This window comes from Rhodanobacter sp. MP1X3, from assembly GCF_014207165.1.
Taxonomy (GTDB): Bacteria; Pseudomonadota; Gammaproteobacteria; order Xanthomonadales; family Rhodanobacteraceae; genus Rhodanobacter.
In genome coordinates, this window is the sequence record NZ_JACHCO010000006.1 from 43,894 (window position 1) to 60,706 (window position 16,813).

The window sequence follows — 16,813 nt, forward strand, 5'->3', positions numbered from 1 at the left end:
AAGGACTTCTTTCAACCTGTGGCTCCATCGCCAACGCGGACATCGCACGGCAGTCATCCGCCAACAGCCTGCTGGCCAGGCCCGGCGATCTACAGGGAATACCTATGCAGACCAGTAGCGAAACGCACACCGGCACCTCCGCACGGAACGGCATGCTGGGCAGAAGCATCATCAACGTGACTTTGCGTGGCATCCCACCTTTGCTGCGCTACGCGCTCAGCATGGCCGTCTCCGAATTCCACGGGTCGCAGCATGTGATCGTGCATGAAGACGATTCCACTGACCACCCATACGACACGACCGGAGCGGGCGGGACGGAAAGCGCACCGCATATCGTGGTGATCCTCGCCGTAGGGCATTCGGAGAGCACCTCGCGCGAGCTCAAGCAGGCGTTGCGCAGGCACCCGCAATCTCAGCCGCTGATGCTGGCACTCAAGCGGGACGACGACGACGCCGCGCGCCTCATCCGTTCAGGCGCTCGCGGCTATGTGGCCATCAGCGAACCGCCGCGCGCATTCATGACGGCGATCACCGCGATCGCCAGCGGCACGCTCTTCGTTCCGCTGAGCCTGCAGGAATCATTCGCCGTCCGCTATCTGTGCCCGGGCAACGACCAGCCGGAAAGCCAGCTCACCAGTCGCGAACTGTCGGTGCTGCGCCTGTTGGCGGAGGGTTTGTGCAATAAGGAAGTTGCAGCGCGTTTATTCATCAGCGTGAAAACCGTCGATACCCACCGCATGAATTTGATGCGCAAGCTCGGGCTGCGAACGAATGTCGACATCGTGCGTTTTGCGATCAGACGCGAGCTCATCGAGTTATAGGCCGCGATCGGCACACCGCCGTCACCCGCACTACGAAATTTTCCGACGTGAACCCGGAAAAAATCTGAGCAGGGGCGGCGCCTATTCGCATGCCTGAACACCGATTTTCTCAGACGCAATCAGGGTTTTGACGAATACCGCAATGGCTGCTTCGCGCTTAGCTTAGGCATCGTCCAGCGACCAGCTCCCGCTGCTGTGCCGCGTGACGCGCTCGTAAAGCAGACACGAATGCACGGGGCATGCGCCCCTGTTTCCCACCGAAGCCAAGGAACCACATCAATGTCAAACATCACGATCAAAAACAGCACCTCGATCCCCGGCCTGGTCATCATGTCGCGCGCCGGCACCCTCACCGGCCGCCTGCCGATCGATGGGAATGGCCTGGTCAGCGTACCGACCTCCAATTCGTACTCCGTCATCGCCAGGGTCACCATGGAGGACGGCAACACCTACGTGAGCGGTCCGGCCAGCTTCTCCAGCAATTCGCAAGACGTCACCGCCGAGGTGCTGCAGGAGAACGGCACTTTCGCTTTCCGTCTGCAGACGGACCCAGGCACCAACCCTGGCGGCATAACCCTGCACAACCACACCAAGTACCCGGTGTCGTTCGAAACCTCCATGGACGGCAATCCGTTGCGCTCGGTAACGGTGATCGACGACTACAACCGCGATTTCGTCAGCACCCGCGAAATCTACACCTTCAAATCGATCATCGACGGCGTCACCTCTTCGTCGATCACCACGTCGAACACCAATGTCACGGTACAAATTTACGCCGACGACGAACTGGTTTCCGATTTTGTCGGCTACAGCGTGAAGTTTGTGAGCTGACGCCACACGCAGCGGAGCCGATCCGCCTCGAAGGAAGCGGATCGGCCCTTCTCCACCTATCAATGAGGCGATTTACTCATGAATGATCCATCAGTCGTTCCCGACCCCGTACAGAAGATCGAATTGCCGTCGATGCTTGAAGGCATCGAGTACTTCAAGGGCAGCGCAGGCCTGGTCATCGCCTGGAAGCTGGAGAAAGAGAAAAGCCGGCCTCCAACGCTTGTCTGCAAGTTATATACGCGCAGGCCGCACGACGCGCCGAGTTATGTCCCGCCTTCGGGGACCCTCACGATCCAGCTCAGTCCGAAGAGCGCTCCCCAACCGTTCTGGCTCGAACGTCAGCCGCTTCTCGGTGAAATCGTGCCGGAAAGCGATGGCGTCAATCCCTTTCAGACCCACGGCCTGATCTATCTGGGAGGACTCCTGGCCTCGCCCGATTCGGCGATTCCCGTCGTCTTCCCCCACCACGCCCATTTGTACCTGCACGTGCACTGCCAGTTAGGCGCATCGAACGGATGCCGCGCCAAGATCGCCCAGGGTACTTACGGGCTTTTCATGGAACGGCCGAATGCACCTGAAAAAGCCGAGACCCCGCCCTCGGAAAAATCGGCCAAGCCGTTGACTGCTGCGTCGACGGGCAAGCGTCCGGCCGACAAGAGCAAAGCAGGCACGGGTAAAAAGCGATCGCACTGATCGCTTTTCTATGCGATACCGCCGGATTACCGCCATGACTACCGCCCACATTGAGTCAGCTTCTCCCCTCGCCGGAAAAGCAGAGTCTGCATGCTCGCGCTTTCTCGGCGGACCAGCGCAACTGTCGGTGCACTGGGTGTGGGAGGACGGCGAAACGGTCACCGTGCATTTGCACTCAATGATCACGATGCCGGCGACGCACATCCACACCTGCAAGCTATCGATGGCAACGGCGCCGGTGTGCAAATTCCGTATGCCGGCTCATGTCATCGGCCCGCAGGAGCGACACGTCGAAATGCATCTCGAATACGATGCCGACGATCGCATACGGATTCATGCCGATATTCCTGTCGCCATCAACAAATGGTTTCGCGACTTCCTGGTGCCGCGGCCCGATCCACGCGAGCCCGAACGGCCGGCGGACCCCGACGGTCCCGACCAGCCCGACTCCCCCTCCTGGAGTCCTTTTCACGACCCGGAACAGGCCCACGGCTTCAACATCGCCAACCCGCGCAATCGCTACCAGATCTTCAATTTTCTCTGGTTGCGCGATATCCGGCCGGCGACCGCCGACAATCCGCGTTTCATCCGGGTAGAGCATGTGCTGGCGATAGCCGCCTGCCCCCTGCTTTCGGCACTACGGCAAGACCAGAAAAAAGCCACGGATGCCGCCGCGGCATGGACGGCCATACGCGCAACCGCAACGACCTATGTCGGCGCGGGTGCAAAGACAAAGAGCGATGTCGCCTACCCCTACATAAAATCACTGGCGGACCTGGACAAGGAGTGGCAGTCGTTCATCGATCTGCAGCGGCGTCTGCTGCAGGTACACGGCGAAGTGTCGCTGGATACTCTCGATGCGATCGTCGCCGAAACTATCGCCGACCGGTCCCGGTTCGCCGAAGACAAAATATTCCGGACCCAATGGATCCGCGTATGGCAAAGCCTGATCGCACTCATCCTGACCACGGGTAAAGTGAACTTTGCCGACGCGCTGAGCAATGTACTCCGCGTCGCCGTGTTCGTATTCGATCTAAGCATCAGGGACACCAGCCTGATGCAGGAGCAAGGCCGCCGGGATCGTCTGGGGGGCGTGATCGTGATACCAACGTGCGCGGTACCGCCGCCGGGTGCTATCCCACACGCCAAAGAAGGCAATGTACGGGCACTGGGCGTAGGCGAACTGCAGGCCATCTACAAGGAATGCGAGCGCTACGCGCTTGGCCCGGTATCGCGCACATTTACTGTCTTGCAGGGCGAGCGTCGACGTGTGCAGACAAGCGAAGAAAGCGTTGACGTCGAACACCTGGACGACGCTACCGCCCAGGCGACGACGACACTGGCGGACGAAAGCCACATGCATGCCAGCGATCTGGAGGGGGCGCTGCGCGCGACGGTCGAGTCGGGCTGCCACGAGCGCGATTTCAACAAGCTCAATATCGTCTACAGCGACATCTACATGCCGCAGACCATCAGCGGCGACTGGGTCGATACCGACACCGCCAACGTCCACGATCAGACGCAGGTCACCCGACTCGCCCAGGAAATCACGCGCCGTGCCACGCGTCGCATCGCCGACAGCGTGCAGCAGACTCGCCGCGTGATCCATGCCCGGCGGTGGCAACATACCGTGGCCAGGGACATCGACAACCGTAACGGAACCGCGCACCTCAACGGGCTGTATCGCTGGCTGATCCGGCGCTCGCGACTGGTGCTGCATGACGAAGGCCGCCGCCTCGTCATTGAATGCCTCATTGCAACACCGGCCGCGGCGTTCATCACACAAGTGGATCAGCCTGCCGGCGTGCCGATCACACCACCACCGACGCTCGCGTCGTTCTCCATCCATCATCCGTCCGACATCAACCACGGCAATTACCTTGAGCTGGCCAGCATCTACGGCTTCGAAAACCCGCCAGCGCCGCCGGAGCAGTATCGCCAGTTCATCGCCCAACTTTCGGGTCAGGCGTCGCCATCGCATGAAGCGATTTGCCTTCCCGAAGGCTTCAAACCCTCCGCAGGCCGCGGCTCAACGACGCTATCGTCAGCCGTCACGGCCACGCTCAGCTATGTCACTTCGGACAAGACCGAAGTGCTGGCATGCATCGTCGGCGACTATAAAGCCGTCTATGGCGGCACCAATTCGACGCCTGCGCCAGCGACCGTGCCTGCGATAGCCGCCGAAGACCCGGCGGCGCCATGCTGCAAGATGATCGACCCGTTCACACAGAAACCGCCGATACCGCCGGTCATCCCCTCCGCGGGCACGGATGCATCGGTGACGATCGACCCGTCGGCCACCGACATTCCGATCCTCGCCTATTCGCATGCGCAGTCCTATGCCCTCACGGTGACTTTGCTGGCGGAGGACAGCATGTATGCGGAACGAACCAAACAGTGGCAGCAGGCGCTCTACGACCAATTGTTGTCCGCCTGTATCGAGCGGCGGCGCCACTACGACCGCGAACGGATGGAACGGGTGAGCAACGATCTGGGCACGTCCGAACGCGCATTCTTTGTCAGCGAACTCAAACGCCAGGCACTGGATCTTCTGGCGGCGCAGTATTGCTCCCCCGCAGGCACGCCATCGGCGGCTCCCTCCTTCGTCAAGACAACGCTGGACGAGGCTTTCCAGTGGCGACAGATGGCCTATGCTTTTTTCCCCTGGAACGTCGACCAGCCCGGCGCGGAGGCGGGGCTGCACTGGCGCGGTCTCGATAGCGCCAGCCACCGCGACGCCGAATTGCTGGATGCCTTTCTTGCCGCCGGATCGGCCCGCGTTCTGCTGCCGGTGACGCCCGGCTACGAACTCGCGCTGATGTACTACTTGAGCTACGGCGCACTGTGGCGACCCGATGGTGGCGTTGCACTGTTGCCCGAGCCATGGCTGGACGCCGCCGCCGACATCGCGCATCCGTGCACGTCACGTCGGCACGGCTGGTGGATAGAAGAACCCACCGCGCTGGAAGTTCTGCAGGAAGGCGACGAACTGCCTCATGTCGATCTGCAACCGGCAACCCCATCGCCCACTGAAGGCGAATATCCACGGGAGCGCAAACGGTGAGCCATGCCCAAGACGTCGGTAGCCATTCGTTGCACCCTGTCCACGAACCGATCGGCACGGTCATCATGTACGCCGGCCCCGTCGAGGACCAGGCCTCGCCAGCAGGGCCTCTACGGCAAAAGCTGCGCAGTTGCGGCTGGCTGGTCTGCGACGGTTCGACGCTTCCCTTTCACAACCTCGATAAAACCCCTTCGATTTACTGCCCGCTGTTCCATGTGATCGGCACCATCTACGGTGGGGACGGCAGCGGCTTCAATCTGCCGGACTATCGCGGCTACTTTTTCCGGGGACGCGATTTCGACAACCGCCATGACCCCAAAGAACCCTACCAGCCGCGAGATCCCGACTGGAAAGAACGCACGCCATCCTGCCCCACGCTGGACCCGACCGCCGTCGGCTCGACCCAGGGCACGGTAGTCCAAAGCCACGGACATGCTTACAACCACCTCGTCCCTGCCACGCCGCCAAAGGCTAATCTGGTCGCGCAGGGTGAAGGTCTGCTGGCCCTTGTCGCCGATGCCTCATGCGCCACCGACTACGGTGCGCCCGAGGAGTGGGTCGGCAAGGCTTTCAAAGAAACGCGCCCGATTAACATCTCGATCAATCTATTGATCAAATTCACCCACACCGTCGGAAAGCCCACCGCGGCGCTTTCGCATCTGATGGGCCTGTACTCCGCAGAACTGTCGCTGGCCGAACTGACGCAACGAGATCGGCGGCGGCCGCGAAAGTGACGCATCGCGGTCGACTGATCCGCGCAGCCATATCAGGCCCAGGCACAACGTGCCCAGTGCCTGCGGATGCACGATCGAATAATGTCGGTGCAGGGCAACAAGGCTAGGCGGAATCCTTCAGCTCGCTTGCCGGCGCGTCGTACGACCGCGATGCCCCCAGTTTTGAATAGCGCCGCGCACGCAGAACAGCGCGTCGTCCAGCCCTATGGCAAAATCGTCCCGTTCGCCACAGGGCCACTACTGGCAGCGGTCACCTGGGCAAGCTCACGTTATGCGCTATATGGCGTCGATCTCTGCGATGCGACGCTCGAGCAAAAAGCCTATCTAAGGATGCTCTCATCCACGGGTTCCACATCAGGGCAGCTAGCGCCTAATCGATAGACGATGACGCGCGCCGGCGCTAGAGGCGTACGTCCCGAAGGCGCAAACCGGCAAGAGCGCACGGACAATGCAACACGATGCATCGAGCCAGCCAGTGGTCTGCACCAGGATGATGGCTAGGACGCGCGCCCCATTCGCCACGCTCAACCAAACAGATGGATACCGCTGTAGTGCAAGGCCATGTACATGCCAAATGCGGTCCAGAACACTTTCTTCAGCGCCTTGCCGGCAAGAAATGCGATCAGCAAGCCAAACATCAGCGGCATGTATTTTTCCAATTTGCTGATGGTGTCGGTGACGCGGCTGTCATTCATGCGGTCATTATTGAATACGTTCATGAGTGTTCTCCTGCAACTCGTCCAGATGAGGGCGGTGCCTTTGATGGATGACTGGAAAGGTCAGCAACTTGCGCCTGGCACGTTGGGCCAGGATCAGGCCGGCATGAGCAGGCTGGCCTGACACAGGGCAAAGGTGACTGACGCCGTGGCGAGCACCGCAAATACGATGGCCAGGGCTTGATGGAAGATCGAGTAAGCGACGAAAATTTTCATGGCAGTTCTCCGACACCACCGCGGTGCGTGGAGAGATAATCCATCGACTGCCTCAGTCAAAGCAGAGGCAGCCGTCAATCATCGTCAGTGACAATCGTCACCACGTCGTACACCCCGGCGACACGTGGAGTCGTGCAGCATGGCTGTTCTCCTGCAATACCGAGCTAACGCTATTGCAGCGTTGATATGCCACTTCGTTCGTTGCCCAGCGAGTCCAAGATTCGTGCTTTCCGAACAGGCATGAAACTCAGCCTGCTCCCGATATCCGCTTGGCTGGTGCAAACGACTGATCGCGCCAATTGGCCGTCTGAAAAAGCTACGGCCGCCGATCGGCGGCCGTAGCTTTTTCATGATCCGATAATCAGCGGATTCAGAAGCGATATTCAATCGAACTGGAAAACGCTGCCACGTTGACCTTGCTACGAAAGCCGCCGTCGTGACCGTATTGCAGGTGATAGTTGTCGTAGTTCACGCCTATGCTTACATTCTTGGTCAGGTCATAACCCACGCCCACGCCACCGTACCAACCATTGTTCCAGCTCTTGTGGGTAGCCAAAGTATTACCGCTGTCATACCCAAGGTCATCGAGACTGCGATGCGAGCGCAGATAACCACCATGGCCTGTAAAGAACCAGTTCTGGCCGAAGTTGTATTTGCCGCTGATGCCGAGGGTGGCCGCGCGCGCATTGACCGAAGTCTTGTAACGAAACCCGCCCGACGAGTTGACGTCTCTGCGTCGACCGAGATAGGCGTAGCCGATTTCCGGCCCGAAAATGCCATTCCAGCGCCAGCCGAAGCGCAGGTTCTGGAATACGCTGTCGGCATGCTTGGCATCGGCGCGATATTGGCTCTGACCGAAGCTTCCAGCCACATAGAAGTTGTCCAGTGGATTGCTATCCGCAGCGCAAACTGCATGGCTCAGCAAGGAAGATGCAACCACCGCAGCCAATGCGGCAGAAAGAACGAACTTGTTCATGAAACCCCTTTTATTTTGTAGTAGATCCAGATCAGAAAAATTCACTGCTAACCGTATGGTCTACGCAGTGCCATGCTCATGCTCAGGTTGTCTTGCGGCGAACTTTCATGGCCCGTCTGCAGTGTACGTGCAGCGCTAGATTACGCAGGCAACACTACTCACCAGACTAACTCAATCTGCACGACAGCCATCAAAGCCGCCGAGAATTAAGCTTTCACGCCAGCGCATCCTCAGCCGCCACAAAACCTCCGGTCTGCCGTTTCCATAGTCGCGCGTATAGACCTTGATGCGCGATGAGTTCGGCATGCGTGCCGGTTTCGACGATATGGCCTTTGTCCAGCACCACCAGGCGGTCCATCCGCGCGATGGTGGAAAGTCGGTGCGCAATCGCGATCACCGTCTTGCCGCGCATCAGAATATCGAGACTGTCCTGGATTGCCGCTTCGGCTTCGGAATCGAGCGCCGAAGTGGCTTCATCGAGCACCAGGATCGGCGCGTCCTTCAGTAGCACGCGGGCAATGGCGATGCGCTGGCGCTGGCCACCGCTGAGCTTGACGCCACGCTCACCGACCAGCGCGTCATACCCAAAACGACCCTCGCCGTCGACCAGCTGCGGAATGAATTCGTCGGCGCGCGCCTTGCGCACGGCGTCGAGAATTTGTGCTTCACTGGCATCCGGACGTCCATACAGCAGGTTGTCGCGAATCGAGCGATGCAATAACGAGGTGTCCTGCGTCACCACGCCAATCTGCGAGCGCAGACTCTCCTGCGTGACCTTGGCGATGTCCTGGCCATCGATCAGGATACGTCCATCCTCCAGGTCATAAAGCCGCAACAGCACATTGACCAGGGTAGATTTGCCGGCACCGGATGGCCCGACTACACCGATCTTCTCGCCGGCACGCACAGCCAGATCGAGGCCGGCGATCACACCGCCCTGCTTGCCGTAATGGAAATGAATGTCATCAAAGTGCACATCGCCGCGCATCACTGTCAGCGGCTCCGCATCCTCACGATCCTGCACCGCACGCGGCTGGGCGATGGTGGTGATGCCGTCCTGCACCGTACCCACATTTTCAAAAACACCGTTGACTACCCACATGATCCAGCCGGACATGTTGTTAATGCGGATCACCAAGCCGGTGGACAACGCAATCGCCCCCACGCTGACCTTGCCCTGGCTCCACAGCCAGATCGCCAGCGCCGACGTGCCGACAATCAGGAACCCGTTGAGTGTGGTGATGCTGGCATCCATCCCCGTGGTGAGGCGGGTCATGCGGCGCAGTTTGCTGGTTTGCTCGCCCATCGCGTCGGCGACATAGGCTTCCTCTCGCCGTGTATGCGCGAACAGTTTCAGCGTCAGCACATTGCTGTAACCATCAACAATGCGTCCCATCAGTTTTGAACGGGCCTCGGACGCATGCCATGAACGCTGCTTGATGCGCGGAATGAAATATCCCATCAATCCGACATAAAAGATCACCCACACCACCAACGGTACGGCCAACCACGCATCCGCCTTGGCGAACAGCACGATCGCGCTACCAGTATAAATGGTGACGTACCACAGCGCATCGACAATCTGCACCGCCGACTCACGCAGGCTCGCGCCGGTCTGCATGATGCGATTGGCGATACGTCCGGCGTAATCGTTCTGGAAAAAACCCAGGCTCTGGCGGATCACATAGCGATGGTTCTGCCAGCGAATGCGGTTGGTCAGGCTGGGTACGATCGCCTGGTTCACCAGCAGGTCATGCAAGCCAGCGAGCACCGGCCGCGCAATCAGCGCAACCAGACCCATACCGATTAACTCGCGCCCGTGTAGGTGGAAAAAATCCGGCCCCGGCATACCCTTGGTTAAATCGACAATGCTGCCGATGAAGCCGAACAGCGACACCTCGACGATCGCCACGCCGAAACCCACCACGATTGCCGCCAGGAACACTGGCCATACCTGACGCAGATAAAATGCGTAGAAACGCCACACCGCCTGCGGTGGCATGCCGTCGGACGGTTCCTTGAACGCGTCGATGAGAGATTCGAACCAGCGGAAAATCATGAGCGCTCCAGAGCTGCAGGCCGTCATTGTGCTTGAAGCACCTCACTGCAGTCGCGATGACATGGGGTCGCGCACCTTCGAATTCACGGTGCGAACCGGCATTTAGCTAAGACAAATCGAGGCCGCCAGCGCCCTATACAACTTTCACAGACCCAATCCCGGCAGACGCCTGCAAGGCTGATAACGCCTTACCTCAGACCCCGATCCAGGCTTTGCTGCCCCGACCGGTCGCGGCGTGACGCGAGTCTGTCCGCGAGTCGGGTGGGCTCGGGCAACTTGTAGCGCGTGCAGCAGGCGAGTACGAGATCTGGCGCACTGACGTGGCTCACGCGATGCCCGGGCGAAACAATCAGCGGCTTGATGTGGTCCTTGCTGCGCAAGACCGTGCCGATCATCCTGCCGCGGTGGATCAGATCAGTGCGGTCGCCGCGGCATTGACCAAGCTCGCCATGGCTATCGACCAGGATCGATTTCGCCACCCCGATCGTCGGCAGACCGGTAATTACCCCAAGGTGCGCAGCGATGCCGAGTCCACGCGGATGCGCTACGCCCTGCCCATCGACGAAAATCAGATCGGGCTGCTGCGGCAGTTCGGCCAATGCCTGCAGCACCGCCGGCAACTCGCGGAACGACAGCAGCCCGGGCATATATGGCATCCGCGTAGGCAATCTCGCAACGACTTCGGCTATCGGCCGCAAAGTCCCTGCATCGATCAACACCGCTGCCGCGCGGGTGATCGCACCGCCCGCCTCGAAGCCCACATCGACGCCGGCCAGCAGGCGTAGCGGCGGGAATTCGTCGTCCAGTCGGACCCGAAGCGCGAGTTCAGTCTGCAGTGCGCGAGCGCGAGTGACGTCACCATCCCACGCCAAGGCGTCCCCAATGTCGAGGTCTAGCCAGCTGTCTATGCTTCGGCCATTCATGCCGTTAGCGTGGATTACGCTATCTGAACACTGCGTCAAAGCTGACGTGGCCCAACAGTCATTTCGGTTGACCGACTGCAACAAGGACCGGATCATCGGGAAATGCCTAACTTGCTTCGTTATTTATTCGTCCTTCTGCTGACCTTTTCCGGCGGCATCGCACTTGCACAGGACGCGCCAGCTGCAGCCAGCAGCTCGGCCATCGCCAAGCCTGCGTTGACGCCAGTGCAGACACTGACCCAGCTGCGCGCGCAACTGGACGACATCAAGAGTTCGGTGGACACCAAAAAGCCGGACGTCCCGTTGAACGATCTGCGCACCAGTGCGCTGGCCGTGCAGCAGCAGGCCGAACAACTCGCCACCAGCCTGTCACCGCAATCGACCAGCCTGCAGACCCGGCTCGATGTGCTTGGCCCAGCACCGGTCAAAGGTGCACCGCCCGAATCGTCGGAACTCAGCACGCAGCGCCGGCAGCTGACAAAAACGAAAACTGATTTGGACGGCCAGATCAAGCAGGCCAATTCGCTCGGCACGGAAGCGGCGCAGTTGGCGGTGCACGTTTCGGAACTGCGCCGCGACCAGTTTCAGGCCTCGTTGGCCTCACGAACCGCAACGCCGTTCAGCCGCGCATTCTGGGTCGATCCAGCGCAGGCATTTCCCGACGATCTCACCCGCGAACAGCACTTGAACAGTTCGGTGGCCGACGCTGTATCGACAGCGTGGCAGCCGCCAAATCGTATATCGCTCATCCTGTGCCTGATCGTTGCCGTGCTCCTGCTGACGGTCGGTCGATGGCTGATTGAGCGCGCACTGGTGCAGGTAACCACCAATCGCATGCCGGCCGGCCATCTACGCCGCAGCGCACTGGCCGTCACGATCACACTCGCCTATACCTTAACGGTCGGCTTGTCGGCCCACTTCGTCTATCTGGCGTTGAACTGGAACGACATCCTCAGCGAAGACCTGGACGGCCTGGCACAAAGACTGGTGCGATTGGTGACCTTTGCGGCGTTCATGACCGGACTGGGTCGCGCCATGCTGTCGATCAAACGCCCGTCATGGCGACTTCCAGCGTTATCCGACGATGCCGCACAGCGGCTGCGCATGTTCCCGTGGCTGTTGGGCGGCGCGGCATTTCTGCTGGGCCTGCTGGAAAGCATCAACGACGCGATCGGCATCAGCTTGTCGGCTTCGGTTGCGACTCGCGGTTTTATCTCGGTGCTGATCGGCGTGCTGGTAGCCGATGCCTTGATCCGCCTGGGCAAATCCCGGCGCGCCATGCTGGCGGCGGGCGAGGAGCCGGCCCAGCGACCGATCTGGGTCGGTCTGGTGGTTGCCGCCGCGTTCATCTCCGTTGGCATCACCCTGCTCGGCGTCGCATCGGGCTATATCGCGTTCGCCTTCTTTATCGCGCGACAGATGCTGTGGGTCGGCGTGATCCTCACCGCGCTGTATCTAATGATGCATCTGGTCGACGATATCTTCGATACCGTCTTTGCGCCGAAGGGCCGCACCGGCAAGCGGATGCAGAACAGTTTTGGCCTGCCGGCCAGCGCGCTGGAACAGGTGGGTACCGTGCTGTCCGGCGTGACCCGCGCGATCCTGCTGATCATGGCGATAGCGTTTGTATTGGCGCCATTTGGTGCTGGACCCGAGGAACTGGCTGGACGTATCGGTACGCTGCTGTCGGGTGGCTCGCTGGGTTCGCTGAAGATCGTACCCAGCAATATCCTTGGTGCCTTGCTGGTATTCGGCATCGGCCTGGTCGTGTTGCGGGTGATCAAGCGTTGGCTAAGCGAGCAACTGCTACCGAAGACTTCATTCGATCTGGGCATGCAGAACTCGGTGCTGACTTTGCTGGGCTATGTTGGCGGCGTATTCGTGTTCGTGCTCGCACTGCTCGAGTTGAACGTCAACCTGACCAGCATCACCTGGATGGCCAGCGCGCTGTCTGTCGGTATTGGTTTCGGTCTGCAGGCGATCGTGCAGAATTTTATTTCCGGTCTGATCCTGCTGGCCGAGCGGCCAGTGAAGGTCGGCGACTGGGTCAGCATCGGCGGTGTCGAGGGTGATATCCGCCGCATCAACGTGCGCGCTACCGAAATCCAGATGGGCGACCGCTCGACCATGATCGTGCCAAACTCCCAGTTCATCACCCAGAACGTGCGCAACGTGACCCTGGCCAACGCGCAGGGACGTGTGCACATCACCCTGCCGATGCCACTGGATACCGATGCCAGCAAGGCGCGCGAAATCATTCTGGAGGTGCTTAACGCACATCCATCAACACTTGCCACGCCAGCGCCGGTCGTACGACTGGACAACCTCGACGCCGGCACCATGACGTTCGACTGCACCGCCTACGTCAACAGCCCGCGCGACGTCAGCGCTGTGAAAAGCGATCTGCTGTTCGAAACGCTGGACCGCCTGCGCGACGCGAAGCTGCCGATGACCAGCCCGCAAAGCATGATCGTGCACACCTTGCCCGCCTCACTAACGAACGACGACAACCGCGACGACAAGGATTGACCGGCGACTGCTAAATCACCTCACCCCCAGCCAAGTCAGGGCTGGACTGATCGCCATCAGTCGGGGACTTGCCGATGGAACTCAACAAAGCCAGCCAGCCGCACCGCTGACGGTTTGATCGATGCGCAAGCTCGCACGCATTCGGTCGCTGCTGGTCGATTGAATGGGCGAAGTGAACATGTCGCCTGCGAAAATCCACAAGACGTACTTAATGTCGCGCTAGCCTGATCTTCAGATTCCAGCCAAGGAGTTTTTGCGATGTCCACGTCCAGACCGAACGGCAGCACCATCATCCCCGGCATGCGTTACCGCGATGCGCATGCCGCAATCGATTTTCTGTGTACGGCATTCGGCTTCACCAAGCATGCTGTTTATGAAAACGAGCGAGGCGGTGTGGAACACGCACAGCTGACCTACGGCAACGGCATGATCATGCTCGGCGAAGTGCGCGACGACGAATTCGGCAAACGCATTGCTCAACCCAGTGACATCGGCGGCAGAGAAACGCAATGCGCATGCGTCACCGTCATCAATTGCAAGTCTCACTATCAGCAGGCACTGGCGGCCGGCGCCACGATCGTCGATGACTATGCCGAAAAGGACTACGGCGGTGCCGGCTACAGCTGCCGCGATCCGGAAGGTCACCTGTGGTATTTCGGCAGCTACGATCCGTGGCATGTGTCGTGAAGCAGAACAACGGGCCGGCATGAGCCGGCCCGTTGTAAGTACCTAGCGGTCAAAACCGCGGATTACGAGCACTTCTCGTCTTTGGCCGCGTGATAACCCGCCGCCTGCGCGTCCGACGCGCTCATGTACTTGCCCTGCTTGGTGGTGCCATACCACTTGCTGCCCTGGCAGTGATACGCCTTGCTCTTGCTACCAGTATTGACCCAAACCTGGCCCGGACCACCGCCCGCGGCGGCGGTAGCAGCAGGTGCCGACGCACCCTTCTTCGAGGTTGCTGCCGCAGTAGCTGGGGCGGCCGCCGCGGCTGGTGCCGCTGCTGCTGGGGCTGCGGCGGGAGCTGCGGCCGGGGCCGCTGCCGGGGCAGCTGCTGCAGCTGGTGTGCCGGCTGCGGCATACCACTCCTTCACGCCCTTGTGCCCCTTGCACGCACCCTTCTTGCTGGCCTGACTGGAATAGCTGCCGTCCTTGCACTGGCCGGTCGAGCCAGCCGGTGCAGCGGACTGCTGCGCGTGAACCGCGGAACCGATAAACAGACAGAAAATGGCTGCCGCGATCAAGCCTGCTTTCGTCGAACGTGCTGCGATCAAACCTGATGATTTCATCTCGAATACTCCAACGTGCGTTGACGTAACCCCTTGGAATCGCCGTTTCATAGGCGAAACGACGCCCACCTTATTGGCCACACGCCGGACGCTCTGCGCATACGTTGAAGCGACGGATTGCGGCGGCCTCCCCAAGCACTGGGACTGCAGTGCCTGCTGCGCGACTATGCCGCAAATCCGTGACGATAAACATGACGATAAAACCGCATTCGTCGGCTGCGTTTATCTGGCAGACGGTCGCAGCACCTTATTCGGAATGCTGCGCCAAGCTGCTGACCGGCGCGACGATCTGCGCTTGTGCCGGCGGCCTCATCGTCGAATCCGGTCGCGCGACGGCATACATTTCCCAACTGATCTGCTTGAGCAAGGCGCGCGGATCATCGCCCTGGGTATACAGATCAGCGTGCGTCTTGCCCGCCAGATAGCGAAAATCGGATCTCGCGTGCAGGTTATCCAGCACCGCCTGCAGCCTGTGCACCGCACCATCCAGGTAATAGGTATCGGCGGTACCGACCATCACGTGAATCTTTCCATCCAGATCGGGCTTCAGCAACGGCCAGTCGACCTGAAGGCGATGCGCAATGTCGTAATGCGCCCGCCAGTACGCCACCACCGCCGGATCAACTGCACCGGTATCGCGATCGAACAGCAGCGCCGGCCGTCCATCTTCTTTGCGCGGTGAAAACACCCATTCATACGACGACATTTGGCCGCCGTACAAACCGAGCACGCGTTCAAGTTTGGCTGAATCCTCAAATGTGCCCTGGACCTTCCCGTTCAATCGCTCCAGCGGCCACGGCTTACCGTCGGGCCGGTGATAGACGTTGGCATTTGGCGCATAGAGATTGATGCCGGAAAAATCGTGAAAATCGACCGGATCGGGTGACGTCGACCACGTACCGCCAAACATCTTCGGATAGGTGATCTGCAGCCACAGCGTCGCCCAGCCACCCGACGAATGGCCGGTGAGAAAACGACCGGAAGCGCGCGCATCCATTCGATAGTGCGACTCCAACTGCGGAACCAGTTCCTCGGTCAGCGCCTTGCCCCAGGGACCGTTATTGACTGAGTCGGCAAACTCCTGCGTACCGGTAGGGCCGGACTCGTCCAGAAACACCCAGATCATCGGCGGCATCTCGCCCTTCATCATCGCCAGATGCACACCCACCACGGTATTGATCAGGCGCTCGTCGTTGCCGCCATAGCCGTGGGTGTAATACACCGTAGGGAACCGCGTACTGCCGCTGGTTTCGTATCCAGGCGGGGTCAATACCCAGCCACGTATATGGATCGGCCTGCCCCAGAAAACGGAGAGCATCGGGCTGACCATGTCGATCGGCTTGGTATGCGCGCGCGCGTCCGGCGCTGCGACCTGCAGATCTGGCGTCGAGGTCAGCTGCCACGGATAGGGCTCGGACTGTACGCGCACCAATCGCAGGGTTGAAGGCGTAATCGCCGGCAAGTGCACGCTGATCACCGGGCTGACCAGATCGCCGGCGCTTCGTCCGCTGTAGTTGTAGTTGTGATCCAGATCGAGCACCGCCTGCAGCAGGTAGTCGCCCGGCGGCAGCGCCGAAAAATTCATCGGAAAAGCCTGGCTATCCGTATCGATCGTCACGCTACCCTTCGGCACCAGCCGACTCACCTCGCGCGAGGCAACTGCCGTGCGCATCGGATACAGCGGATCGGCGTCCACGCTCTCGACCTTGCCACCCTTGGCCGCCTTGCGCGCAGCCGTCGCTGCGGTGGCGAATAGCAACAGCCGTCCCGAAACGGGCTTGGTCGCCGCACCATCCAGTTCTACATTGAAGATCGGCGGCGTATGCGCGGCATGCCAGCGCAGTGCCAGTGCAGAAGCGAGGATCGCCAGCACCAGTACCAGCGACAGTGTCAAAGTGATCCATACCGACTTGCGCATGCCAGCAGCTTTCCAATCCCTATATCCAGATCAACTCAACGCCG

Annotated in this window: 13 protein-coding genes; 7 read left to right on the plus strand and 6 right to left on the minus strand. The window is 60.3% G+C overall.

Annotation, left to right across the window (positions count from 1 at the left end; genetic code table 11):
* The first annotated feature begins 221 nt into the window (after positions 1-221).
* The 5 genes from HDE79_RS22160 to HDE79_RS15680 all read left to right on the plus strand — a co-directional run bounded on the left by HDE79_RS22160 (position 222) and on the right by HDE79_RS15680 (position 6,143).
* The gene (locus HDE79_RS22160) at positions 222-821 is read left to right on the plus strand and encodes a response regulator transcription factor (protein ID WP_184603137.1); all 600 of its coding nucleotides are present in this window, start codon (positions 222-224) and stop codon (positions 819-821) included.
* 279 nt (positions 822-1,100) lie between these two features.
* Positions 1,101-1,652 (plus strand): hypothetical protein, encoded by a 552-nt coding sequence (locus HDE79_RS15665; protein WP_184603139.1) that lies wholly within the window; start codon positions 1,101-1,103, stop codon positions 1,650-1,652.
* Positions 1,653-1,730: 78 nt separating this feature from the next.
* Positions 1,731-2,345, plus strand: a complete 615-nt coding sequence (locus HDE79_RS15670) for a hypothetical protein (RefSeq protein ID WP_184603141.1) — start codon at positions 1,731-1,733, stop codon at positions 2,343-2,345.
* A gap of 34 nt (positions 2,346-2,379) precedes the next feature.
* Positions 2,380-5,409 carry a hypothetical protein gene (locus HDE79_RS15675; RefSeq protein WP_184603142.1) on the plus strand — a complete coding sequence of 1,010 codons (3,030 nt, stop codon included), beginning with the start codon at positions 2,380-2,382 and terminating at the stop codon, positions 5,407-5,409.
* Complete coding sequence (locus HDE79_RS15680) at positions 5,406-6,143, plus strand: tail fiber protein (protein WP_184603144.1); 738 nt, start codon at positions 5,406-5,408, stop codon at positions 6,141-6,143. The genes HDE79_RS15675 and HDE79_RS15680 overlap by 4 nt, the downstream gene beginning before the upstream one ends.
* Positions 6,144-6,667: 524 nt before the next feature.
* On the opposite strand, the gene HDE79_RS15685 is transcribed toward HDE79_RS15680, so the two are convergent.
* From HDE79_RS15685 to nfi, 4 genes are all read right to left on the minus strand, one after another.
* Positions 6,668-6,862 carry a hypothetical protein gene (locus HDE79_RS15685; RefSeq protein WP_184603703.1) on the minus strand — a complete coding sequence of 65 codons (195 nt, stop codon included), beginning with the start codon at positions 6,860-6,862 and terminating at the stop codon, positions 6,668-6,670.
* A gap of 583 nt (positions 6,863-7,445) precedes the next feature.
* Entirely contained in the window at positions 7,446-8,051 is a 606-nt protein-coding gene (locus tag HDE79_RS15690; protein ID WP_184603145.1) for an outer membrane beta-barrel protein, read from the minus strand.
* Positions 8,052-8,265: 214 nt separating this feature from the next.
* The gene (locus HDE79_RS15695; RefSeq protein ID WP_184603651.1) at positions 8,266-10,107 is read right to left on the minus strand and encodes an ABC transporter ATP-binding protein; all 1,842 of its coding nucleotides are present in this window, start codon (positions 10,105-10,107) and stop codon (positions 8,266-8,268) included.
* A 191-nt stretch (positions 10,108-10,298) separates the two neighbouring features.
* The gene (gene nfi, locus HDE79_RS15700) at positions 10,299-11,033 is read right to left on the minus strand and encodes a deoxyribonuclease V (RefSeq protein WP_184603147.1); all 735 of its coding nucleotides are present in this window, start codon (positions 11,031-11,033) and stop codon (positions 10,299-10,301) included.
* A 102-nt stretch (positions 11,034-11,135) separates the two neighbouring features.
* Between nfi and HDE79_RS15705 the strand changes: the two genes are divergently transcribed.
* Complete coding sequence (locus HDE79_RS15705; protein WP_184603149.1) at positions 11,136-13,562, plus strand: DUF3772 domain-containing protein; 2,427 nt, start codon at positions 11,136-11,138, stop codon at positions 13,560-13,562.
* A gap of 258 nt (positions 13,563-13,820) precedes the next feature.
* Positions 13,821-14,249 (plus strand): VOC family protein, encoded by a 429-nt coding sequence (locus HDE79_RS15710; RefSeq protein WP_184603151.1) that lies wholly within the window; start codon positions 13,821-13,823, stop codon positions 14,247-14,249.
* Positions 14,250-14,311: 62 nt separating this feature from the next.
* Here HDE79_RS15710 and HDE79_RS15715 read toward each other — a convergent pair whose 3' ends face one another.
* The gene (locus tag HDE79_RS15715) at positions 14,312-14,851 is read right to left on the minus strand and encodes a DUF3761 domain-containing protein (RefSeq protein WP_184603152.1); all 540 of its coding nucleotides are present in this window, start codon (positions 14,849-14,851) and stop codon (positions 14,312-14,314) included.
* A gap of 247 nt (positions 14,852-15,098) precedes the next feature.
* Entirely contained in the window at positions 15,099-16,769 is a 1,671-nt protein-coding gene (locus HDE79_RS15720) for an alpha/beta hydrolase-fold protein (protein ID WP_184603154.1), read from the minus strand.
* Positions 16,770-16,813: the final 44 nt, after the last annotated feature.